This is a genomic window from Streptosporangium album (assembly GCF_014203795.1).
GTDB classification, from domain to species: Bacteria; Actinomycetota; Actinomycetes; order Streptosporangiales; family Streptosporangiaceae; genus Streptosporangium; species Streptosporangium album.
Map to the genome: position 1 here is coordinate 3,614,750 of NZ_JACHJU010000001.1, position 21,971 is coordinate 3,636,720.

Genomic DNA, 21,971 nt, shown 5'->3' on the forward strand with positions numbered 1-21,971 from the left:
CTCGTTCAGACAGGTGAGAGACAACAATCCGGGGAGAAGAAATGCGTCGTTCGAGAAACCACAAGATAATCGCCGGGGTCTGCGGCGGGATCGCCGACAGCCTCGGCTGGTCGCCCACGGTCGTCCGGGTGCTGTGGCTGCTGCTCTCCCTCATCCCGGGGCCGCTCTGGGTCGCCTACGTGCTCATGTGGATCCTCATCCCCAAGGCTCCGGCGGTCCGTTACTGAAAATATGCTGGGGGCATGAGGCGACGCCCCCTGTCACTGGTCCAGAACGACCTGGTCGACTACGAGAAGGCCATGGAGCGGATGACCGACCTGGTCGGTCGGCGGCAACGGGACGAGTGTCCCGACATGCTCTGGCTGCTCAGCCATCCCCAGGTCTACACCGTCGGCAGGCGCACGCTTGAGCAGCATCTGCCCGACCCGTCCCACGGCATTCCGGTCGTGAGCACGGGCCGGGGCGGGCAGCTCACCTACCACGGCCCCGGCCAGCTGGTCGGCTACCTGATCGTCAAGCTCGGCGAGGACGAGGGGATCGTCGACTACGTCCGGGAGGTCGAGCTCCGGCTGGTCCGCGCGCTCGGCGCGCTGGGCGTCCCGGCCGAGCGCCGGGACACCCCGGCCGGCTCCGAGCTGCTCACGGGGGTGTGGACGACGGAGACCGGCCGGAAGATCGTCTCGATCGGCATGCGGCAGAGCCGGAGCGTGACCAGCCACGGATTCGCCCTCAACGTCGAGGGTGACCTGACCCCGTGGGACTGGGCGGTGCCCTGCGGCATGCCCGAGGTCGACATGACCTCGCTGAGCCGGGAGGCCCCCACGGCCGCGGACATGGAACGGGTCCGGGCCGCGGTGGCGGAGGCCTTCGAGGCGGGCTGACCTGGGGGACCGCCTCTGGGTGAGCCGGAGAGGCCGCCGGGACGGTCCCGCCGGCCGGACGGCCCCGTGATCCGGTCTTTCCGGAAGGACGGTCAGTCGACCGGCCCGTCCGCGTCGACCGTACGGCGTGGCCCGGTGAACCAGTGCCGGGCCGACAGCGCCCACCACAGGCCCACGCCGAGGACCATCAGCCCGACCACGATCGGCGCGTAGTTGACCGCCGTCCAGGTGAACGTCTCGTCTCCCGGCGTGGCCGGGTCGTCCGTGTTGAACGGCACCCCCGCCGGGGCCAGCGGCATGATGAAGTAGATCGAGACCACGGCGATCTCGACGACCGCGATCCAGCACATGACCTTGTACTTCGCGCCCAGCGTCCACGGGCCGGGCTCGAAGCGGTCACCCATCCTCAGCCGGAGCCAGATCGGGATGGCGAAGGCGATGTAGAGGCCGATGACGGCGACCGACACCACCGCGTAGAACGCCAGGGGAGTCCCGGTCGGGGCCTTGTAGAGGGCGGGAAGGGTCAGGACGAGCGCCGCGCCGCAGCCGAACATGATCGCGTTGACCGGGGTCCGGTTCCTGTCCACCTTCGACCAGAGCCGCCAGCCGGGGATGCCGCCGTCCCGGGAGAACGCGTAGGTCATCCGTGACATCGAGGTCACGCAGCTCATCCCGCAGAAGAACTGCCCGATCGTGGAGATGCCGAAGATCACCGTGGCCAGGACCGGGGTGAGCGACGAGGTGAAGACGGCCCCGACGAAGCCGAACTCCTTGTTGACCGCGTCCACGTCACTGGCCGCGAACAGGAACGCCAGCAGCAGCACCCAGCCGCCGATCGCCGAGTAGAAGATCGACTGCCAGAGCCCCCGCGCCGCCGCCGTCGAGGCGCCCTGGGTCTCCTCCGAGACGTGCGCGCAGGCGTCGAAGCCGGTGATCGTGTACTGGGTCAGCAGGAAGCCGAGCGGCAGCACGTAGAACCAGAACGACGTGTCGGAGAAGCCGGAGTTGTTGAAGCGCTCGGTGAACACGAACGACAGCGACTGGTGCCGCTCGGGGCCGAAGATCAGGATCGCCACCACCACGGCCGCCCCGAACACGTGCCACCACACCGAGACGTTCTGCAGCAGCGAGATCAGCCGGTGGCTGAAGATGTTGATCAGTGCGTGCAGCACCAGGATGACCACGAAGAGGATGAAGGTGTTGCCGAGGGAGACCTCGAAGCCTGCGGCGAACCGGTTGACGGTGATGTTCATGAACGTCGCGCAGCCGTAGTCCACCGAGGCGGTCACCGCGATCAGCCCGATGAGGTTGAACCAGCCGGTGAACCAGCCGTGCACCGGCCTGCCCAGCTTGGCCGCCCACCAGTAGATGCCGCCGGCGGTCGGGTAGGCCGACACCAGCTCCGACATGCACAGGCCGATGATCAGGATGAAGACCGAGATCAGCGGCCAGCCCAGCGAGATCGCGATCGGCCCGCCGTTGTTCCAGGCCTGGCCGAAGGTGGTGAAGCAGCCGGCCAGGATGGAGATGATTGAGAAGGAGATGGCGAAGTTGGAGAAGCCGCTCCAGGTGCGGGAGAGCTCCTGTCTGTAGCCGAGCTCGGCGAGCCTCTGGGTATCCGCGTCCACGGGTGGTACTGGCTTGGTCATGCAAGCCTCCTCGCGTCTTACATGGGGGGTCTTGTCCCGGGATCCGGGGGTGGGGAACCCGGGGCGGCCGGCGTGCGCCCGCCCCGGACGTCGTCGACGAGCCGGCCGAACCCCGGATCGTCCAGGTCCCGTACGGCCCGCTCGAACTTGCCGGCGGCCTCCGCGTCGTAGTCGAAGTCGGCCGCCGCCGCCTGCTCGCCCAGCAGCCCGTGGTGCACGGCGAACCAGAGGGACCAGGTGAGGTTGGACATGATCAGGTTGACCCGGACCCTGGCGATCAGCCGCGGATCGTCCCGGCCGAAGTAGGCGCGGGCGAGCCGGGCGGTCAGATCCGGGTCGTAGTCCGCCTCGGCGGCGATGTCGCCCAGTTCGAAGGCGGGGTCGTTGTTCCCGGAGAGCTGGTAGTCCACGATCCTGACCTCCGCGCCGCAGCGGATGAGGTTGCCCGGCAACAGGTCGTTGTGGCAGGGCACCGACGGCAGCGGGTCGGCGGCCAGTGCCCGCTCGATCTCGGCCACCACCGGCAACCTGTCCTCGTAGCCGTCGGGTACCGGCAGCGCGTGGGTATGGCAGAGGGCGAGGAACGCGTCCAGCTTGCGGAAGATGGAGAAGTCGTTGACGAACCGGGGCCCGGCGTGCAGGCGGCGGCAGGCGGCCGCGATCGGCCCGGGAAGCGTCCGCACGCCGTGCGCGTCCAGGGTGGCGCCGTCGAGATACTCCAGCAGCAGGGCGCCGGGCATCCGGTGCAGGACCCGGGGGCCGACCCCGGTCTCGGCCGCGCGGAGGGTGTTGGCGATCTCCTGGTCGAGCGGGATGCCGAGCCCCGCCGCCGCGACCCTCGGGTCGAGCACGCGCAACAGCCACCGCTGCCCGTCGGCCGTGTCCAGCCGGGCGATCCGGTGGCTGAGGCCACCCTTGATCGGCGTCGCGGTAACGGGCTGTCCGGCCCATTTTCGGACGTCTGCGAGAGCATCTGGCATGCCACACTCCTTTGGCCTACCTTCAGACCATTGATCCGATTTTGCGGGCGAGTTGTTACAGAGGGGTTGCCGACCTTGAAACTTCCCAACTCCGCGCGGGCCGTCGTGATCGGCGGCGGGGTGGCCGGATGCAGCGTGGCCTACCATCTGGCCAGGCTCGGCTGGAGCGAGGTGATCCTGGTGGAGCGGCACGAGCTGACCGAGGGCACCACCTGGCACTCGGCCGGATTCGTGGGCCAGCTCCGCTCGACCGTCACCCAGACAAAGATGATCATGTATTCGGCAGGTCTCTATCCCGAGCTGGCCGAGCTGACCGGAATGGACCCCGGCTGGCGCGGGGTGGGCGGCCTCCGCCTGGCGACCACGTCCGAGCGGGTGGAGGAGTCGCTGCGGCTGGCGGGGGCGGGGGAGACCTACGGACTGGACCTCTCGGTGCTCTCCGGCGCCGAGGCGGGAGAGATGCTGCCGCTGCTGGAGGTGCGCGACGTGCGGGCCGCGCTCTGGCTGCCCGGCGACGGCTGGCTCGACCCGGCGCTGCTGGCCAGGGCGCTGGCGGCCGGGGCTTCGATGCTGGGCGTGCAGATCTTCACCGGGACCCGGGTGACGGGGCTCGACGTGGTGGGCGGCGAGATCTCCGGGGTCCGCCTCACGTCGGGTGCCGAGGAGTGGTCGGTGCAGGCCGACACCGTGGTCATCGCGGCGGGCGCGGCCAGCGGACGGGTCGGGCGGCTGGCCGGAGTGGACATCCCGGTCGTGCCGATCAAGCATCAGTATGTCGTCACCGAACCTTTCGAGGTTCCCTCCTCTATGCCCACGGTCCGAGACCCGGACAACATCGTCTACTTCCGGGAGGAGGGCGGCGGCATCCTGGTCGGGGGATACATCCGGACCCCGGAGACCTGGGACACGGACCGTCCGCTGGCGGAGCCTCGGACGTTGTTCGACGCTGATATGCCGAAATTTCAGGAATCCTGGGAGTCGGCGGTGCGGCGGGTCCCCGCGCTGGGCCGTACCGGGATCGTGAAGGTCGTCCACGGGCCCGAGGCGTTCACCCCCGACGGTGAGTTCCTGCTCGGCGAGACCTCGGTCCGCGGGCTGTGGGCGGCGGCCGGGTTCTGCGTCCACGGCCTGGCCGCCGCGGGCGGCGTGGGCAAGATCATGTCCGAGTGGATCGTGGACGGCTCGCCCGAGTACGACGTGTTCGGCATGGACCTGCGCCGGTTCGGCGGGCACGCCCGGTCCGCTTCCTGGGCCCGTGCCAAGGCGCTCGACTCCTATTCGAAGTACTACGACATCGTCTACCCGGGCGAGGAGCGCGCCGCCGCCCGGCCACTGCGTCGCTCCCCGGCGTGGGTACGGCATGCGGAGCTGGGGGCGGTGTTCGGCGAAAAAGCAAGCTGGGAGCGGGTCAACTGGTTCGAGTCCGACGCGGACCCGTCTCCGGGGTCACCGGAGTCGGGGGACGCGCGGGAGGTCCGGCCGCTCGGATGGGCCGGGCGGATCTGGTCCCCGGCGATCCGGCAGGAGTGCCTGGCCACGCGGGACGCGGCGGGACTGTTCGACCAGACCTCGTTCTCAAAGCTTGAAATATCAGGGCATCAGGCCCTGGTGCGGCTGCAGCGCGTCTGCGCCGGGCAGCTCGACCGCCCCCCGGGCTCGGTCGTCTACACCCAGCTCCTGAACGAGCGCGGCGGCATCGAGGCCGACCTGACCGTCACCCGCCTGGCCGAGGACAGCTTCCGCCTGGTCACCGGCACCGCCTTCGGCGTCCACGACGCGGCCTGGCTCCGTGGTCACGGTCTCGACGTCCGGGACGTCACCTCCGCCCACGCCTGCTACTGCCTGTGGGGCCCGCGCGCCCTGGACATCCTCGGCACGCTGTCGGACGACGATCTGACCTTCGGATACATGAAGGCCAGGGAGATCAGCGTGGGGAACGTCCCGGTGCTGGCCCAGCGGGTGACGTTCGTGGGCGAGTTCGGCTGGGAACTCTACTGCCCGGTGGAGTACGGGCTGACGCTCTGGGACGCGCTCATGGAGGCGGGCGCGCCGTACGGCATGCGCCCGGCCGGCTACCGGGCGATCGACTCGATGCGCCTGGAGAAGGGCTACCGCGTCTGGGGCATGGACATCACCCCCGAGACCACCCCCGTCGAGGCGGGTCTGGGCTTCGCGGTGGCCCGGGACAAGGACTTCCTCGGCCGGTCCGCGCTGGAGACGGCCGCCCGGCCCTCCCGCCTGGACGCCTCCGACGGGAGCGGCGCACCCGTCCGCCTCGCCTGCCTCGTCCTGGACGACCCCCGGCAGGTGTGCCTGGGCGGCGAGCCGGTCCGCGCCGGCGGCGAGCCGGCCTCCCGGGTGACCAGCGGAGGATACGGCCATCGGGTGGAGCGCTCGATCGCCTACGCCTACCTGCCCGCCGGGACCGCCCCCGGTGACCGGGTCGAGGTCGGCGTCACCGGCACCTGGATCGGCGCCACCGTCACCGCCGAACCCCTCTACGACCCGGCCTCCGACCGCATCAGACGCCTGCCGGCCTGACCCCGCGCCGCCGGGCGAGGCCGCCCTTTTATCGCCTCCTTGGTGCCACTCATGCTACTTTTGGTAGCATGAGTGGTGGGACCAAGAAGTTCAGCGTCACGATTCCGGAGGAGCTTGCCGCGACGGTTCAGGCACGGATCGGCACGGCCAGCTTCTCCGCGTATGTTTCTCAGGCACTGGCACGCCAGGTGGAGCGGGACAACCTTCGCGAGCTCATCGCCGCAGCCGAATCTCAGCACGGGCCCGTGGACCGTGCGGAGGTCGACGCCAAGCGCGCCATCCTGCGGAGTGACCTCGGGCAGGGCAACGACCACACGTCAGCGGCGTGACACCGGGCACGCTCGTCCTCGACTGCGAGGGCCTGTCCAGAGCGATACTTCAGACTCCGGAGCTGACCGCATGGTTGGCGGCCGCGGAGGCGGAAGACCTCCGCGTCGTCGTCAGCGTGGCCACCCTCGTGGAAGTGTCGCATCCTCGGCTGAACCGAGCTCGCTATGAATGGACGCTGTCCCGTCTGAATGTCGAGCCCGTTACCCGGGAGATCGCCCGTGACGCCGCACAGCTGCTCGCCGCCGCAGGCTTACACGGCCATAAACACGCCATCGACGCCATGGTCTGCGCTACCGCACTGGGCCTTCCGGGGCCGGTGACCGTGCTGACCTCCGACGTCGGGGACATCGCAGCGATCAGCCAGAACCGCCTGCGCATCGTGAAGATCTGACGTCGGCCGGCCTGCCACGTCGGTGAGCCGGCGACCGATGCCCCTGACAAGTCACCACGGAGAGATGGGTCGCTAGAGGGTGCCGAGGCAGGTGACGGTCCGGTGGACGGGGATTCCGGGGGCGGGTGACGCCTCCGTACGGTTCACCCAGCAGAAGTCCACCCCGGCGGCCTGCGCGCAGCCGCCGTCGCTCGCCGGGGAGTCACCGACCATGAGCGCGTCACCGGCTCTGGCCTCCAGCAGATCCAGGGTGTGGTGGAGCAGCTCTCCGTCGGGTTTGCGCAGCCCCACCTCGGGTGCGATCACCACGTGTTCGAAGAACCCGCCGATCCGGGTACGGCGGAGCTTGGCCCGCTGCACGTGGGCGATGCCGTCGGTCACCAGGGCCAGCCTGAACCGCCGGGACAGCCGCCGCAGGGCGGCGCTGGCCTCGGGGAACAGCGTCACGTTCCGGCCGAGCGCTTCCTCGAACGCGACCGCGACCGCGGGAAGGGCGCCCATCCTGGCCCAGCGTTCCAGCCGCAGCTCGGCGAGGGTGATCCGATGCTCGCGGTAGGCGGCCCAGAGCGGCTCGTTCGCGGCGTGGAACCGCGCCAGGAACTCGGCGCGGCCCATCCGGAAGAAACGGTGGTGGACCTCATGAAGCGCGCCGCGCTCCGTCCGGGCGTAGTCGACCACAGTCCCGTCCAGATCGACCAGCAGGACCTGGTAACGATGCTCCCTCGCCGAGCCCATCGCGCTCCGACAGCCGGAGGATCTCCTCGACCGTCGCCGCGTCCACGGCATAGATGTGAGGAACGTCGACGAAGACCCTCATTGGTCCACAACCCACCCCGAGGTCGTCGGCGACCTCGCTCTGAATACTACGCAGCGGCACGTAGTTCAGATAGGACGTGAACACGTTCTGCGACCGGAAGGCGGCCGTCATCACCAGCCGCCCGTCGCGGAGCCGGAAGGCCAGGCTGGTGAGGCAGGGCACCGCGTCGGCGGGCTCGCCCGGGACGGTGAGGGAGATCCAGCCGCTCTTGCTGTACGGCTTGGCGCGCAGCACCTCGGCGATCCAGCGGAGCTGGTCGACGCCGAGAAGCCGGCGGAGCCGGCCGCCGTAGCTGTACTTGAAGGGCGGGACGATCGCGCACTCGCTGAACTTGCTGGCGTACAGCGGGATCTTCCCCGAGTCGCCGTAGGTCTCCAGGATCGGATCGTCCCAGCCGAGCTCGGTGATCTCGAACAGCACCGCCTGGGTTTCGACGATCGGGCCCCGGTCGTCCTCGGCGGGCCTGCCGTTGGTCCTTACGTGTCGCATCAGCCAGATCCACGTCTCCCCACAAGACGCGAATCTGAGGAGGTCGGGCATTCAGGTCTCCACGTTGGGGAAATGGAATGGGTTGTGTGGGAGTCGGCGCTGCCGGGAGACGTTGGCACGGACGTAGTAGACGAAGTAGTGCACCAGCGCGAGCAGTCCGATGATCACTAGGAGGAGGGCGACGTTGGGTGCGGATCCGACCACGCCGAGCACGCCGGCCGCGATGTAGGCGCTGTTGACCAGGGCCAGCATCATCACGTTGGTCCCCGGCCAGGCGAGCGGCGCGTAGGTCTCGGGATAGCGGGGATCCACCGGCAGGTTGGGGGTCCAGCCGAGGGCCGAAAAATGGTCCTTGAGCTGGACCACGTAGAGGAGGCGGAAGTTGTTGAGGGCGCGCGCCGTCCGCATGTGCGCGTTCACCGCCTCGATCAGCCGCAGGAACGGCAGGATGTTCAGCAGCCCGAACGCGGCGACCGTCGCGAACATGTACCACGGCACACCGTCCCAGGAGGTCAGTGCCGCCGGGTTGATCACTTTTGCGCTCGCCAGCGCGATGGCGGCGGCGAACGGGGCGGCCAGCAGGCTCATGGAGAGCCTGGTCATCTTGAGCCGTTCGTCCTTGGCGGCGAGGTAGACGTTGTAGGTCCCGGTGAAATCCACGGCCACGAGCTGGAGGAAGTCCTTCGGTTCCACGGGCAGGTTGTCGAGCCTCTCGGGCAGCGACTCCGCGGTCATACGCGGCGACATCTTCCGCATCGGAACCCACTCTCGGGGCTGGCGGACGTGCGCGGTAAGCCAATTTTGACGCACCTGTCAGCTCTTTGGGCGCGATTCACCAGATCTCTCACAACTTCTCGGAACTCACTCCCGCGGGGAACGGCTCGGGAGATGTTTCCGAGGCATGTGCGGGTGGACGGCGGTGCTCTGCGTAGGCTCCTGGTGTGGATGAGAGCCCGGAGTACATCAGGTATCGCCAGGACTCGGCGGTGCTCGCCGAGATCGGACGTTTCCTCGATCCCCAGGTCGCGCGCCTCACCGTCCGGCTGTCCGGGGACCTGGCACGGGCCGCCGCCGCCGCGTGGGACCGTGACGAGGAGGGGGAGGCGGGTGAGGAGACCGCGGAGCAGGCCCGTGTCCGTGACCGCGCGGCATCCCTGGCGCTGATCGGCCTCGCCGTGTCGGACCGCGGCGTCGCCTCGGGCGAGGAGATCGTCGTGGACCTGGACGTGACGGAGGTGGCGGCGGCCCTTCTGGCCGCCTACGACGAGGACGTCATCTCGCTGGAATCCCCCTGAACCGGTGACGTCCTGAGAGGGATACACGGCCGTCGCCTCCACCAGGGCGGGCCGCCAGGGCTACCGCGCCCTCCGCGTGCTGGCCGTGATGGAGAGCGCGCCCGCACTTTCGGTTGACATCGGAAACTCCTTCGACCCGCAGTTCACAGGGCGGGCGTTCCCTCCGTCCTGCCAGGTATGCGCGTCTGGTGACTTCCGATGGCTCGAAAACCACGAGAACTGACATGATTTCGATGCTTTAGGAAGGTTTTGGTGGCATTTAAAACGTGGTGTTCGCGGGTGCCGCCGGGAGGTCGGGCCTCCCGGCGACACCCTTGTGTCTCCCGCCGGTCCGGACTTCCTAGGGGTTGGTGGTGATGGTGAAGGTCGACGTCGTGTTCTTCACGTTCGTCGCGTTGTTGCTCAGCTTCAGGTTGTTGAACGTCACCGAACCGACCGCCGGTCCCTGACCGGGCTCCGGCAGCTCGTTGGCCCAGATGCCGTACCCGGACTTGGCGTCGAAGGCGTCACCGCTCCGCTGAGCACCCGAGATCGAGACGTTCGTGAAGACGGTGTCCTTGACCGGGAACTGCGGCTGGCCTCCGACGTAGTTCGTCTGGAACATGATGCCGCTGTAGGTCGGGTCCACGATGTCCACGTCACTGACGCGGATGCCCTGGAAGATCTTCGAGGCGGAGAAGACCCAGATCGCCGGGAAGACCTGCGAGCCCCAGAAGTGGCCGCCGGCCCGGACGATGGAGATGTTCTCGAACTTCGTCGGCGGGTCGGCGCCGAAGCCGTTCATCGGGTAGCCGAAGTCGAGCGAGCTGATCGTGATCCCGGAGTAGACCAGCGTGTCGGCGATGTAGATGTTCCGGAAGACGTTGTCGTATCCGCCGTAGACCGCGACACCGGCGGCGCGCCAGGTCAGGATGGACGTGAGGTTCTCGTAGACGTTGCCCTTCATGTCGGACCCGCCGGCGTCGATGGCCGAGAACAGCGCGAAGCTGTCGTCGCCCGTCGCACGGGCCTCGTTGTTGGTGACGTGGTTGTCCGTGCTGCCGTTCGTCATGTTGATGCCGTCGGCGAACAGGTTGCGGATGCGGGAGTTCTTGATCGTCACACGGTCGGTGTTCGCGCCCCAGTAGAGGCAGACCATGTGCTCGTTCCAGATGTTGTCGATCACCACGTCGGCGACGTTGGCGAAGTCGAACACCTTGCCCGGACCGTCGATGCGCGAGGTGTAGTTGCCGAAGTAGGCGAAGTTCGCGAACGAGGAGCCGTTGGCCGTCCCCTCGGCGCGGAACCCGATGTCGGTGTTGTCCTGGGTCGTCGGGGCGCGGAACTGGGTGTACCAAGGACCGGCGCCCACCACCTTGACCGCCTTGCCGTACACCTGGAACTTGCTCGCCGTCTGGTAGGTGCCGGGCGGCAGGTAGACGCCGACCAGGGTGCCCGTGTTGTCCATCCGCACCTTGTCGAGCGCGTTCTGCACGTCCTGGTGGGTGAAGCCCGCCGGCACCGTGTACTTGGCGGGGTCGGGGTTGGCGATGGGCGCGACCTGCTCGAGGTTGATGAAGTCGATCGCGTACGTCGTCGTGTTGGCGGGGTCCTTCTGCAGCCGGATCTTGCTGCCGGCCGGGACGGTCGTCCCGAGCATGACGCTGGCCTCGTCGTAGATGTGGCGCGGCCCGCCCGCTCCCGGCGAGTTGCCGGGGCTCGTCTCGTTCCCGTACAGCCAGGCGTACTTGGAGGTCAGGTTGACGGGCTTGAGGAAGGTGCCGTTGACGTAGATGTTGAGCGTCGAGTCGATCCCGCCGCCGCCCGCCGCGTCGGGGATGGAGAAGCGGGTGACCAGGGTGTTCGTGCTGGCCTTGGTCGTGAACTCGACGTAGCTGCCGCTGGAGTTCAGCGTCACCGCCCTGCGGCCGGAGGCCTCGCCCGCCGGGTCGCCGATGTCCCTGTTCGGGCCGACGACGGCCGCGCCGCCGCCGACGACGGCGTCCTCGGCCTCGTACATGTCGTAGGGCATGTTGGCGCCGCGCCCGACGAAGAACGACTGCGTGCCGGTGTTGTTCTGCCGCTTCACCGGCAGTTCGTTGGCGTCGTCGGCCAGCACCGTCTTCACGGTGTACTTGCCGTTGGCGGCCGTCCACGTGCCCAGGTTGACGGGGCTCGCGGTGGCGCCGGCCGCGATGACGCCGCTGGAGGAGCCGGTCAGGGTGCGGACGACGGTGCCCGCGTCGTTGAGAACCGTCAGCGTGATGCCGTGCGTGCCACCCGCGGAGGCCACGGTGCCCTGGTTCCTGATCACCGTGGAGAAGGTGACGACGTTGCCGTTCGCCGGGTTGCTCGGCGTCCAGCTGGTCGTCGCGACGAGGTCCGAGCTGTCGACGGGCTTGACGACGAGCGGGGACGGGGCCGTGTAGCCGTTGTTCGTCTCGTTCTGCTCGATGACGCTGTTGGCCTCGTCGACCTTGGCGCTCAACGGATAGGTGCCCGCGTCACGGGGGCCGATGGCGGCGGAGACGGTAGAGGACGCTCCGGCCGCCAGCGCACCGACGGAGGCGGTGCCGACCTTGGCGGTGCCCAGGTAGAAGTTCACGTTCGTCACGCCGGAGGCCGCCGTCCCGGCGTTCTTGACCGTGGCCGACAGGGTGACGGAGTCGGTCTCGACCGGAGCCGCGGGAGATGACGACATGCCCGTGATCGTCAGGTCCGGGTTCGGGGCCGGCGTGCCGATGACCTGGAACTCGGCGACCTGGCCGGCGGGCGCCCCGGAGTTCGTGGTGATCTTGAGCTGGACGTCGGCGACCGTGGCGCCGACCGGGATCGTCACGGTGTTACCGGAGGCGGGGTTGAAGGTGTAGACCGCCGCCGACGACAGGCTGGTGAAGGAGGACGAGCTCTGCTCGCGTCCGAGCACCTGGATGGTCTGCGTGCGCGTCGCCCAGGCGCTGTCGGGGTTCAGCTTCAGCACGACCGAGTCGACGGAGGCGTTCGAGCCCAGCTGCACGGTCAGCGTGTTGGGGTAGCTGCCGCCGTTGCCCTCCCAGTAGGTCGTCACGCTGTTGTCGTTGGCGTTCGCGGCCACGAAGGTGAAGACCGAGGAGGACGCGGTGATCGGCTTGCCCACGGCCAGGTTGGAGCCGCCACCGCCGCTGCCGGTACGCGTGACGGTGTTGCTGCCCGAGGACTGGTTGCCGGCGGCGTCTTTCGCCTTGACGTAGTACGACACGGTCGCGGTGTCCGGCTGGGTGTCGGTGTAGGTCAGGACGTTGCCCGCCACGCTGCCGCGCAGGGCGTTGTTGGCGTAGACGTCGTAGCCGGTCACGCCCACGTTGTCGGTCGAGGCGTTCCAGGTCAGCTTGATCTGGCCCGAGGTGGGCTCGGTGTAGGCCAGGTTCGACGGCGCGGTCGGTGCCTGCGTGTCGCCGCCGGTGCCGCCGGGGCCGTACACCTCGAACTCGGAGAGCTGACCGGCCGGCCAGCCCGTGTTGGCGGTGATGTTCAGCCGCACGTACCGGAGGGCGGTCGCGGTGAAGTCGATCGTCACCGTGTTGCCGGTCGCCGGGTTGAAGCTGTAGCCCGCGGACGCCACGATGACGGAGGAGGGCGAGGGGTCGTTCGTGCTTCCCAGCACCGTGAGGGTCTGCGTCCTGGTGGCCCAGTCCGTCGCCGGCGGCAGCTTCAGGACGATCCTGTTGACGCCGGCCGGGGCACCGAGGTCCACCTGGGCCCACTGCGGGAAGGCGTTGTTGGCGCTCTCCCAGTAGGTGGACGCGTTCCCGTCGTTGAGGTTGCCGGCCGTGTAGGGGTTGTTGGCGCTGCCGGCCGAGGCCGGTTTGCCCGCCGCCAGGTTGGTGTCGGCCGAGGCCGGGGAGACCGCCCCGAACAGGGCGAGCAGGCTGGCCGCGAGCACTGCCGCCGTCAGCCGTAACAGCGCCACGTTCCTATTTCTCATCGCGTTCCTCTTGCTTCTCGTCTGGAACGGCAGGCGCGGCGAGGAGGCTGCGACCTCCGCCGCGCGGCGTGCTCGCCATCGGCGGGTACGCCCGTGCCCCTGGGCCGCCCTCCGGCGGTGGGGTCAGATGCTCCCGGTCGGCTGTGGTCGCCGCGCCGGGGGCGTTGCGGAGATCGTTTCGGAGAAGTCGTTCATGCTGTCGCCGTCTGGCGATCGTGGTCGTCGCGGCGGTGACCGCACGCGCAATGCCGTAGCCGACATCACCTGGGTCCTCTCCGTGGGGGGTCGGAGCGGTGCATGGACATGGTGCGCCCTCGCGAGAAGTTGCGAGGAACGGCGAGAAAGTAACAGGGCTTTGCAAAAATTTTGCATCGCGATGGCCAAATGTTAACTACGTGCTACAGCCACGTCAACGGCTGGAAAAGATTGTTTGTTGCGGCATGCCGCGCTTGCGTTAGACCTGGCCGCCGCCGGGACGTCCGCACTCTCCTGGCGGGCGTCGGTGTGCCCACCCTTGTTCTCCCAGGTGTCCTGCCCCGCGTCCTGGTCGGTCCAGGTCCAGGTCCGGGTCCGGGTGCGGGGGCGCGGGACCGGGGAAGGGGCCCGGGTGATGCTCCGGCCGGCGACGGGGACGCCCGCGGACGGCGCGCCGTCCATGCCCGCGACGGCCACGATCAGGCCGGGGAGCTCCGCCGCCGCGTCTCCCCGGCTGGCTGCGGGCCGGAGATGTAAACGGAAGGTACAGCCGAGGCCTGCGGAAACGGGTCCGGTAATTGGCCTGATTCAGGCGTATGCCGGTAATGAGGCCGGCCGGGAAGGGCATTATTCGCGGCAGGGTTCATGCGTCGCCGATATCGCGGAACAATCGAATACCGTGGCCGGGTTCCGCGCCGTGGCCGCCACCGAGGTCCAGCTCGGGCAGGACGACCCCATGGGTGTCCCGGATGCGGGCGAGCTTCTCGATCATGGTCCGAGCCGCCTGCCGGTACGGTTCCGCGCTGTAGATCTGGGAGCCGAGTGGCAGGAGGGCCGGGACGCCGGTCACGGGACCTCGGCCGTCGCGGCCGCGCGGCCGAGGAAGAGAGCCCGCTCGCGCTCGTTGCGGGTGAGCCCGGCGGCCCGGCCGAACTCCTCGCGTGCCTCGTCGTGGCGGCCCAGCTTCGCGAGCAGATCGCCCCGTACGGCGGGCAGTTGCGGATAGCCCTTGAGCGCCCGCTCCGCCACCAGCCCGTCCACGATCTCCAGGCCGCGTGCCGGGCCGTACGCCATGCCCACCGCGACCGCGCGGTTCAGCTCCACGACGGGGGAGGGGGAGACGTGGGCGAGCACCCGGTAGAGGGCGGCCATCCGTTCCCAGTCGGTGTCTCCGGCGGAGCTCGCGCGGGCGTGACAGGCGGCGATCGCGGCCTGCAGGCCGTACGGGCCCAGCGTGCCGAGGGCCTCGGCCCGTCCGAGCGCGTCCAGTCCACGACGGATGAGCAGCCGGTCCCACAGCCCGCGGTCCTGGTCGAGGAGCAGGACGGGGCCGCCGTCCGGGCCCGTCCTCGCGCGGGTGCGGGACGCCTGGAGTTCCATCAGGGCGACGAGGCCGTGCACCTCGGCCTCCCCCGGCATGAGACCCACCAGGATCCGGCCCAGGCGCAGTGCCTCCTCGGAGAGTGACGGGCGCATCCAGTCGTCACCGGCGGTCGCCGAGTAGCCCTCGTTGAAGATGAGATAGATCACCTCCAGGACCGACGAGAGCCGGTCGCCCAGCTCGGCCGGTGCGGGCATCTCGATCCGCACCCGCTTCTCGGTGAGGGTGCGCTTGGCCCGGAAGATCCGCTGTCCGACGGTCGGCTCGGGCACCAGGAAGGCCCGTGCGATCTCCTCCGTCGTCAGGCCGCCGAGCAGGCGGAGGGTGAGCGCCAGGCGTCCTTCGACGGGCAGCACGGGGTGGCAGGCCGTGAAGAGAAGGCGCAGCACGTCGTCGCCGATGTGGTCGTCGAGGGCGTCGTCCAGCTCGGCCTCGGCCGCCTCCTGGCGGATCTCCATGTCACGGCCGACCTCTTCGAGCTTCTGCTCGTAACGGGTTCTGCGGCGCAGCAGGTCGATCGCCCGGTGTTTGGCGGTGAGCATGAGCCATGCGCCTGGATTGTCGGGCACACCCGACCGTGGCCACTGCTCCAGCGCGATGACCAGGGCATCCTGCGCCAGCTCCTCGGCCAGACCGACATCATGCACCATCCGGGCGAGCCCCGCGATCACCCGTGCGGACTCGATCCGCCAGACCGCCTCGACCACCCGATGAGGATCACCAACCGTCATGACCACCGATCCAAGCACCCCGTCCCCGCCCGCGACACCTCCAACCCGTCACGCGTCCGTACGGGGACCGGCGAAGGGGCCGGAACACGCGTGCGCCCCGGCCGGGACTCTGGAGGAGTCCCGGCCGGGGCGTGACGGAGGTCCCGGTCGGTGGCGTGGCTACGCGGGGGCGGCGAAGTCCTCGGGGCCGAAGACACGAAGGACGTCGGCCTCGCCCTCCCAGCCCTCCCAGTGGTCGCGGTGGACCTTCAGGAAACGGGAGGTCCACTCGGTGGCCTCCTCCTTCGACCGGACCTGGTAGAGGGCGTAGCTGATCAGCTCCTTCGCCTCGGCGAACGGGCCGTCGGTGACGCTCAGCCTGCCTCCGGCGAGTTCGATCCGAACGCCCTCGGCGCTGGGAGCCAGGCCGGCCGTGTCGAGCAGGGCACCGGCTCCGGTGGCCTCCTCCCCGAGCTTGGCGATGGCCTCCATCAGCTCGGCGGGCGGCGGGGTGGCGGGCAGGCTGGTGGCTCTGAGAATGACCATGTACCGCATCGCTGTCTCCTTGATTCTTTTCCGTGGGTGGTGGTGTGGCCGGGCAGGTCTATGCGTGCTGGGGCGCGGTGCGCCGGTAGAGGTGGAGCGACAGGGCCGAGAGCCAGGTCCAGATGATCAGGATCCCGGCGACGAAGCTCAGGTTGGCCCAGACGGCGCCCGCGCCGGTCGCGACGGCGGCGAAGGCCGCGAGGAACAGGACGCCGGTGAGCCGGCTGGAGAAGGCCCATCCCGTACGGCCTTCGGCGGAGAACCGGCGGCCGATGAGGAAGCAGGCCGCGATCACGCAGAGGAAGCCGACCGCGCCGCAGGCGAAGTGGAGCATCCCGTGCCAGCTGATCGCCCCTGGCCCCTCCGGCGTCCCCGCGGGGAAGCCCATCGCCGGGTCCGCCCGGAAGATCCCCGCACCGATCATGCTCACACCGTAGGCGCCGACGAGCCGGGAAATCCAGATCGCGCTGCGCCCCGGGGTGAGAGCCCGGCGCAGGCCGGCCGCGCAGGCGATGGTCGTCAGCCCGGCGAGTATGAGGTTGGCGATCTGGATCCAGCCGAGGTCGCCGTTGGCGAGCATGCTCCACTGGTGGCGGGCGAGGTCGAAGCCGTCCCGGGTCAGGGCCTGGGCGAGGGACACCACGACGTACACCGGTCCGGCGACGACGCCATAGCCCAGGAGTGACCTGGTGACGCTCGTCCGCGGGTCGCAGGTCACGGGGGCCGCGGTCTGGGTCGTCTGCTGGGTCATGGCCGTTCTCCTTACGGGTCCGAGGCCGGTTCTCGGGTTCCTTCCGGCCCTTCGACTACGCTTCGAACGGGGTCACGCCGATTCGACAGCTCGGCCGGATCTTTTTCAAGATTTTTTCGGGGCCGTGTTCTCGCAGGTCAGCGCCGGATCGGCAGGCCGGCCCACCGGGTGGCGGTCGGATGCGCGCACGGCGACGAGAGACTCGCCACAGGCAGCGGATCATTCGGTCCCGCGCCCTCGGTGCTTCGGACGCGGACGTACGCCAACTCGATGCGCCGACCGGTACGCGCGTCGTGATCCGGCCGGATGTGAGGTCGTAGGCGACGACGGTCACCTGGCCGCCTGCCGGACGTCCCTCCTGCACTCCCGGCATGGATGTGCGGCAGCTCACGGACCAGGTCGAAGCGGTATCGCGTGCCTACGCCCGCAGGCACGGGATCACCCGGGACGACACGTGGTTCCTGCTGAAGCTTCAGGAGGAGGTCGGCGAGCTGACACAGGTCTTTCTCATGCGCTCCGGACAGGCCAGGGACAAGGGGCACCGGTCGCGCGACAGAGATCGCCTCTCCTCAAAAGTGGCACAGGTCACTACGCTGTCCAGAGGTTTCGTCTGTTGCGGCCGTTGGAGAAGTTCATGTCTTTCGCTGGGTCATCGGCAACCTCCAAGCCGGCGCGGGTGGATGTCGCCCTCGCCCGTAGCCAGTCTCTCGCCGACCTGCTGCGGCGGTCCGCCAGACGCCATCCCGGCCGGCTCGCCGTGGCGGACGGGAGGAGCAGCCGTACCTTCGCCCAGCTCGACGAGGACGCGTCCCGGGTCGCCGGCGCGCTCGCCGCGAGAGGGGTGTGCCCGGGCGAGCGGGTGGGGGTGCTCTCGCGGAACAGCGTGGACTACGTCCAGACCATCTTCGGGGTCGCCCGCGCGGGCGCCGTCCTCGTGCCGATCAACTTCATGCTCGGGCCCGACGAGATCGGTTACGTGCTCGCCCACTCCTCGGCGGTCGCCCTGCTCGCGCAGGACGCTCTCCTGCCGGTGGCGCGGGACGCGGCCAAGGCGGCCGGACAGCTCCGGATCCGGGTGGTGTACGGCGAGGCGCCCGAGGGCGTCATGAGGGACGAGGGGTGGGAACCGTTCGCGTCGCTGCTCGGTCACGAGGACACGGGCGACCCGGCTCCGCTCATCGCCGCGGACGACCCGGCGCAGATCCTCTACACCTCCGGCACCGAATCGCGCCCCAAGGGCGCCGTGCTGTCCCATGCCGCGCTGATCGCCCAGTACGGCAGCTGTGTCATCGACGGCGGCATGGACAGGCACGACACCGAACTGCACGCCATGCCGCTGTTCCACTGCGCCCAGCAGCACTGCTTCCTGGTTCCCGACATCCAGCTCGGCGCCTCCAGCCATATCCTGTCCGGCCCCGATCCCGCCGCGGTGCTGGAGGCGCTGGAGCGTCACCGGGTGACGAAGTTCTTCGCCCCGCCCACGGTGTGGATCTCACTCCTGCGCCATCCGGACTTCGACCGGCGGGATCTCTCCTCGCTCCGGAAGGGCTACTACGGCGCGGCGATCATGCCGGTCGAGGTGCTCCGCGAGATCGGCGAGCGGCTGCCCGGCGTGCGTCTGTGGAACTTCTACGGCCAGACGGAGATGGCGCCGGTCGCCGTCATGCTCCAGCCGGAGGACCAGCTCCGCAAGGCGGGATCGGCAGGGCAGGCCGCCCTGAACGTCGAGACCCGTGTCGTGGACTCCCGGGGTGACGATGTGGCACCGGGCGAGATCGGCGAGATCGTCCACCGCAGCCCGCACGCCATCCTCGGCTACCTGGACGACCCCGAGAAGACGGCCGAGGCCTTCCGCGGCGGCTGGTTCCACTCGGGTGACCTGGGAGTGATGGACGAGGAGGGCTACCTCACGGTCGTCGACCGGATCAAAGACATGATCAAGACCGGTGGTGAGAACGTCGCCAGCCGGGAGGTCGAGGAGATCATCTACGAGCACCCCGCCGTCGCGGAGGTGGCGGTCGTCGGGGTCCGGCATCCGAGCTGGATCGAGGCGGTCGTCGCGATCGTGGCGACCAAGCCGGGTGTGGCCGTCACCGAGGAGGAGCTGCGCGCGCACACTCGCGCGCGGCTGGCCCCCTTCAAGGTGCCCAAGGCGGTCGCCTTCGTCGACGCTCTCCCGAAGAACCCAAGCGGCAAGATCCTCAAGCGTGAGCTGCGGGAGCGGCACGCCGACCTCGCCGAGCGGATCCCCGGCGCGAGCCCCGGCCGCTGACGGCCCCGGACCGGCGAGATGAGGGGGCCGGCATGTCCGAGGTGCCGGTCCGCCGCCGACGACGGGCCGCCCCCTGCCAGGCGCCCGCGGTGGGGAGGGCGGTGGCTTGGCGCCGTGTCACCGGTTCGGAAGAGAGCTTGACGGTCGTCGTGCACGGTGGAGACTGGTGCAATGATCAAGACGCTGTGTCCCCGGGACTATAACGAGGCACTCTACGTGGGGCATTTCTTCCGTACGGGCACCCCCGTGGTGATGGACCTCACCAAGCTGCCGGACAGCGAGGCCAAGCAGTTCGTGGACTTCGCCGCCGGCCTGGTGTTCGGCAGGGGCGGGGACATGGACAGGCTGTCGCCCAAGGTGTTCCTGCTGATGCCCCGCGGAATGACCGAGCGGTCGTCGGCTGCCGACGAGGCGCGGTAGAGGCGGGTGACCGGCCGGCGGCTACCGGCTCGGTGCGGGCGCCGCCATGCCACCGCTGCTGCTGGACGACGAGGAGGCCGTCGCCGTGGCGATCGGCCTGCGTACCGCGAACACGGTGACCGGGATCGAGGAGACCTCGGTGCGCGCCCTGGCCAAGCTGGAACAGGTGCTCCCCGCCCGGCTGCGCCACCGTCTCAACGCCCTGCACGCCTCCACCGTCCAGGTGCCCGGTGATACCGGCCCGCGCGTCGACGCGGCGGTCCTGACCGCGTTGGCGAGCACCTGCCGCGCCTGCGAGCGGCTCCGTTTCGACTACCGCGGTCACGACGGCACGACGAGCGTGCGCATGGTCGAACCGCACCGTCTGGTCAACTGGGGCCGCCGCTGGTATCTGGTGGCCTTCGACATCGACAGACAGGACTGGCGGACCTTCCGTGCCGACCGGATCACCCCGCGCACGCCCAACGGCCCCCGCTTCGTCCCGCGCGAGCTGCCCGGAGGCGACGCCGCCGCCTACGTGTCCAAGGGCGTGTCGTCGGCCGCCTGGCGCCACCGCGCGCGGGTGGTCGTGCACGCCCCGGTCGAGGCCGTCGCCGACCGGGTCCCCCCGGCGGTCGGCGTGCTGGAGGCCGTCGACGAGCACAGTTGCCTGCTCGACACCGGCGCCGACACCGTTGAGACCCTCGCCCTCTACCTGGGTGCGCTGGGCGCGGATTTCACGGTGGACGGTCCGCCCGAACTCCTGACCCATCTGCGCGAGCTGTCAGAGCGCTACCTGCGAGCCACTCGATGAGCCCGACGACCCCAGGCGGCAGTGTCCGAGTTCGTCCAGAAATGATCCCCGTCTGCGACCGAGCGGACATCGCCTGCCCGATCCCCGTCATCTCACGTGGTCCGCACCGGAGTCAGGCCGCTTCACCTGGTGAGTTCTAGGAATTGTCGACCTCGCGGCCGAAGGCCGACAGCGGTCCAGATCGGCAACGGCGGGCTGTTGCTGGTGCTGACCCAGTACCTGCAGTTCGTGCTCGGCTACACCCCACCCAGGCGGGCGTGGCCTTCATCCCGATGGCGGTGGCCTCACTCATGTTCAACACCCTCGGTGCCACCCTCGGCAATCGGCCTCCTGAACCCTGTGTGGACAAGCTGGTCGAGCGGCTTGGCATCGAGCGCGGTCACATGGTGGTCGCGTCGATGATGGTGACTCCAGCGGCGAGCAGGCGGCTGGGCCGGAGCCCGAACATGCGGTGAAAGGCCTCGCTGAAGTGGGAAGGGCTGGCGAATCCGGCATCGGTTGCGGCGGTGGTGAGGTCGTGCCGTCCGGCCAGCAGTTCGGCGACGCGCAACATCCGGGTCCACAGCCGGTAGCGGCGGAAGGTCGTGCCGGTGTGGGCCGGGAACAGGTGCAGGAACCGTGAGGTGGACAGGCCGCAGCCGATGGCGAGTTCCTCTGCTGAGACGGTGCGGTGCACCTCGGTGCGCAGGCGCGCGGCGGCTTCCTGGATGCGGGCGTCGATCTGAGCGGGCTCGCGGGGCGCGGCCAGGTCCAGCCAGTCCGGCGCCGAGGGGACCGAGCCTGGCCAGGGGGCGTGCCGGATCAGCAGCCGCTCCTCGCGGTGGCCGAGTCTGAGACCGGAATCGCCTGAGGTCATCTGCCGTTCGCAGGCCAGACGCCTGGAGGAGCCCGGATCCAGGTAGCAGAAGAGCATCCGGTCGCCGTGGGCGACCAGTCGGTGTGTGAGGCGGGGCGCGATCAGGGCGCTGCGCGCTGTCTGCGCGGGCTGTCCCCGCGTCCGCACCGTGAAGACGTCGTCGAGCCCGATCGCCAGGCAGGCGACCGAGCCAGAGTGCGCTTCCAGGTCCAGCGCCGGTCCGGTGTAGATGGCCTGACCTGGCCACAGCCAGAGCATCGCGCCAGGGTCACAGCAGGTTTGTGGAAGCGGTGATCTGCTCACAGCGGCATCATCTCCCGCGAACGACTCTTTCGAGACATGGAGCGCGAGCTTATGGCCACTGTGGTCACCATCGTTGTGGCGGTCTTCTTCCTCGGGATGGGCGTGTACGGACTCATCGCGCCTGCCGCGCTGATCGGGCCGTTCGGGATGGTCGCGGACTCCGCTGAGGCGCGGGCGGAGATACGCGCCGTGTACGGGGGATTCGGCGTGGGCATCGCCGTACTGCTGGCCCTGGCGGTCGCCGATGTCGGCGGAATTCGGCGCGGTGCCGTGGTGGCCGTCGCGGCGGCGCTGCTGGGCATGGCGTTCGGGCGGCTGACGGCTCATGTCGTCGAGCGTCCTTCGGCGTTCTACCCGTCCTGACTCTACTTCTGGGTTGAGGTGACCGGCGGTGGTCTCCTCCTCGCCACCGGCCGGTGAGCGCGGAG

The 21,971-nt window shown here is 69.3% G+C and carries 20 protein-coding genes and 1 pseudogene; 10 read left to right on the forward strand and 11 right to left on the reverse strand.

Features of this window, described 5'->3' with window-relative positions:
- The first annotated feature begins 41 nt into the window (after positions 1 to 41).
- Complete coding sequence (locus FHR32_RS17320; protein ID WP_184755253.1) at positions 42 to 227, forward strand: PspC domain-containing protein; 186 nt, start codon at positions 42 to 44, stop codon at positions 225 to 227.
- Between the two features lie 15 nt (positions 228 to 242).
- Entirely contained in the window at positions 243 to 881 is a 639-nt protein-coding gene (lipB, locus tag FHR32_RS17325; protein WP_184755254.1) for a lipoyl(octanoyl) transferase LipB, read from the forward strand.
- 92 nt (positions 882 to 973) lie between these two features.
- On the opposite strand, the gene FHR32_RS17330 is transcribed toward lipB, so the two are convergent.
- Together FHR32_RS17330 and FHR32_RS17335 are read right to left on the reverse strand one after the other, a co-directional pair.
- A complete protein-coding gene (locus FHR32_RS17330; RefSeq protein WP_184755255.1) occupies positions 974 to 2,530 on the reverse strand; it encodes an amino acid permease in 1,557 nt (518 codons plus the stop codon).
- Between the two features lie 17 nt (positions 2,531 to 2,547).
- The gene (locus FHR32_RS17335; RefSeq protein ID WP_184755256.1) at positions 2,548 to 3,510 is read right to left on the reverse strand and encodes a phosphotransferase family protein; all 963 of its coding nucleotides are present in this window, start codon (positions 3,508 to 3,510) and stop codon (positions 2,548 to 2,550) included.
- A gap of 75 nt (positions 3,511 to 3,585) precedes the next feature.
- Between FHR32_RS17335 and FHR32_RS17340 the strand changes: the two genes are divergently transcribed.
- The 3 genes from FHR32_RS17340 to FHR32_RS17350 all read left to right on the forward strand — a co-directional run bounded on the left by FHR32_RS17340 (position 3,586) and on the right by FHR32_RS17350 (position 6,772).
- Positions 3,586 to 6,051: a GcvT family protein gene (locus FHR32_RS17340; RefSeq protein ID WP_184755257.1), complete on the forward strand. Its 2,466-nt coding sequence runs from the start codon at positions 3,586 to 3,588 to the stop codon at positions 6,049 to 6,051.
- A 68-nt stretch (positions 6,052 to 6,119) separates the two neighbouring features.
- Entirely contained in the window at positions 6,120 to 6,380 is a 261-nt protein-coding gene (locus tag FHR32_RS17345) for a CopG family transcriptional regulator (protein WP_184755258.1), read from the forward strand.
- The gene (locus FHR32_RS17350) at positions 6,377 to 6,772 is read left to right on the forward strand and encodes a type II toxin-antitoxin system VapC family toxin (RefSeq protein ID WP_184755259.1); all 396 of its coding nucleotides are present in this window, start codon (positions 6,377 to 6,379) and stop codon (positions 6,770 to 6,772) included. The genes FHR32_RS17345 and FHR32_RS17350 overlap by 4 nt, the downstream gene beginning before the upstream one ends.
- A 72-nt stretch (positions 6,773 to 6,844) precedes the next feature.
- Here FHR32_RS17350 and FHR32_RS17355 read toward each other — a convergent pair whose 3' ends face one another.
- Genes FHR32_RS17355 through FHR32_RS17365 form a run of 3 tightly spaced genes read right to left on the reverse strand, consistent with a single transcriptional unit; the run spans position 6,845 to position 8,825 of the window.
- On the reverse strand, positions 6,845 to 7,450 hold the full coding sequence (locus tag FHR32_RS17355) for an HAD-IA family hydrolase (protein ID WP_184755260.1): 606 nt from the start codon (positions 7,448 to 7,450) through the stop codon (positions 6,845 to 6,847).
- Complete coding sequence (locus tag FHR32_RS17360) at positions 7,410 to 8,078, reverse strand: thymidylate synthase (protein ID WP_184755261.1); 669 nt, start codon at positions 8,076 to 8,078, stop codon at positions 7,410 to 7,412. Before FHR32_RS17360 ends, FHR32_RS17355 begins: the two co-directional genes overlap by 41 nt.
- A 51-nt stretch (positions 8,079 to 8,129) precedes the next feature.
- Entirely contained in the window at positions 8,130 to 8,825 is a 696-nt protein-coding gene (locus FHR32_RS17365; RefSeq protein WP_184755262.1) for a hypothetical protein, read from the reverse strand.
- Positions 8,826 to 9,019: 194 nt separating this feature from the next.
- On the opposite strand from FHR32_RS17365, the gene FHR32_RS17370 reads away from it, so the two are divergent.
- Positions 9,020 to 9,373 carry a hypothetical protein gene (locus FHR32_RS17370; protein WP_184755263.1) on the forward strand — a complete coding sequence of 118 codons (354 nt, stop codon included), beginning with the start codon at positions 9,020 to 9,022 and terminating at the stop codon, positions 9,371 to 9,373.
- 340 nt (positions 9,374 to 9,713) lie between these two features.
- Here FHR32_RS17370 and FHR32_RS17375 read toward each other — a convergent pair whose 3' ends face one another.
- The 5 genes from FHR32_RS17375 to FHR32_RS17390 form a co-directional block, all read right to left on the reverse strand.
- Positions 9,714 to 13,316 carry a galactose-binding domain-containing protein gene (locus tag FHR32_RS17375; RefSeq protein WP_184755264.1) on the reverse strand — a complete coding sequence of 1,201 codons (3,603 nt, stop codon included), beginning with the start codon at positions 13,314 to 13,316 and terminating at the stop codon, positions 9,714 to 9,716.
- Positions 13,317 to 14,154: 838 nt separating this feature from the next.
- A complete protein-coding gene (locus FHR32_RS46005; protein WP_281390876.1) occupies positions 14,155 to 14,283 on the reverse strand; it encodes a hypothetical protein in 129 nt (42 codons plus the stop codon).
- A gap of 74 nt (positions 14,284 to 14,357) precedes the next feature.
- On the reverse strand, positions 14,358 to 15,623 hold the full coding sequence (locus FHR32_RS17380) for an RNA polymerase sigma factor (RefSeq protein WP_184755265.1): 1,266 nt from the start codon (positions 15,621 to 15,623) through the stop codon (positions 14,358 to 14,360).
- 159 nt (positions 15,624 to 15,782) lie between these two features.
- Positions 15,783 to 16,157 (reverse strand): YciI family protein, encoded by a 375-nt coding sequence (locus tag FHR32_RS17385; protein ID WP_184755266.1) that lies wholly within the window; start codon positions 16,155 to 16,157, stop codon positions 15,783 to 15,785.
- 49 nt (positions 16,158 to 16,206) lie between these two features.
- Positions 16,207 to 16,899 carry a DUF998 domain-containing protein gene (locus tag FHR32_RS17390; protein ID WP_184755267.1) on the reverse strand — a complete coding sequence of 231 codons (693 nt, stop codon included), beginning with the start codon at positions 16,897 to 16,899 and terminating at the stop codon, positions 16,207 to 16,209.
- Between the two features lie 634 nt (positions 16,900 to 17,533).
- On the opposite strand from FHR32_RS17390, the gene FHR32_RS17395 reads away from it, so the two are divergent.
- From FHR32_RS17395 to FHR32_RS17405, 3 genes and pseudogenes are all read left to right on the forward strand, one after another.
- The gene (locus FHR32_RS17395; RefSeq protein WP_184755268.1) at positions 17,534 to 19,171 is read left to right on the forward strand and encodes a fatty acyl-CoA synthetase; all 1,638 of its coding nucleotides are present in this window, start codon (positions 17,534 to 17,536) and stop codon (positions 19,169 to 19,171) included.
- A gap of 171 nt (positions 19,172 to 19,342) precedes the next feature.
- A complete protein-coding gene (locus FHR32_RS17400; protein ID WP_184755269.1) occupies positions 19,343 to 19,591 on the forward strand; it encodes a cell division protein SepF in 249 nt (82 codons plus the stop codon).
- Between the two features lie 13 nt (positions 19,592 to 19,604).
- A pseudogene (locus tag FHR32_RS17405) lies at positions 19,605 to 20,384 on the forward strand (helix-turn-helix transcriptional regulator); the annotation flags it as partial.
- Positions 20,385 to 20,763: 379 nt separating this feature from the next.
- On the opposite strand, the gene FHR32_RS17410 reads toward FHR32_RS17405, so the two are convergent.
- On the reverse strand, positions 20,764 to 21,498 hold the full coding sequence (locus FHR32_RS17410; RefSeq protein ID WP_184755271.1) for a helix-turn-helix domain-containing protein: 735 nt from the start codon (positions 21,496 to 21,498) through the stop codon (positions 20,764 to 20,766).
- Positions 21,499 to 21,579: 81 nt separating this feature from the next.
- On the opposite strand from FHR32_RS17410, the gene FHR32_RS17415 reads away from it, so the two are divergent.
- Positions 21,580 to 21,906, forward strand: a complete 327-nt coding sequence (locus tag FHR32_RS17415) for a DUF4345 family protein (RefSeq protein ID WP_221465442.1) — start codon at positions 21,580 to 21,582, stop codon at positions 21,904 to 21,906.
- The last annotated feature ends 65 nt before the right edge of the window (positions 21,907 to 21,971 follow it).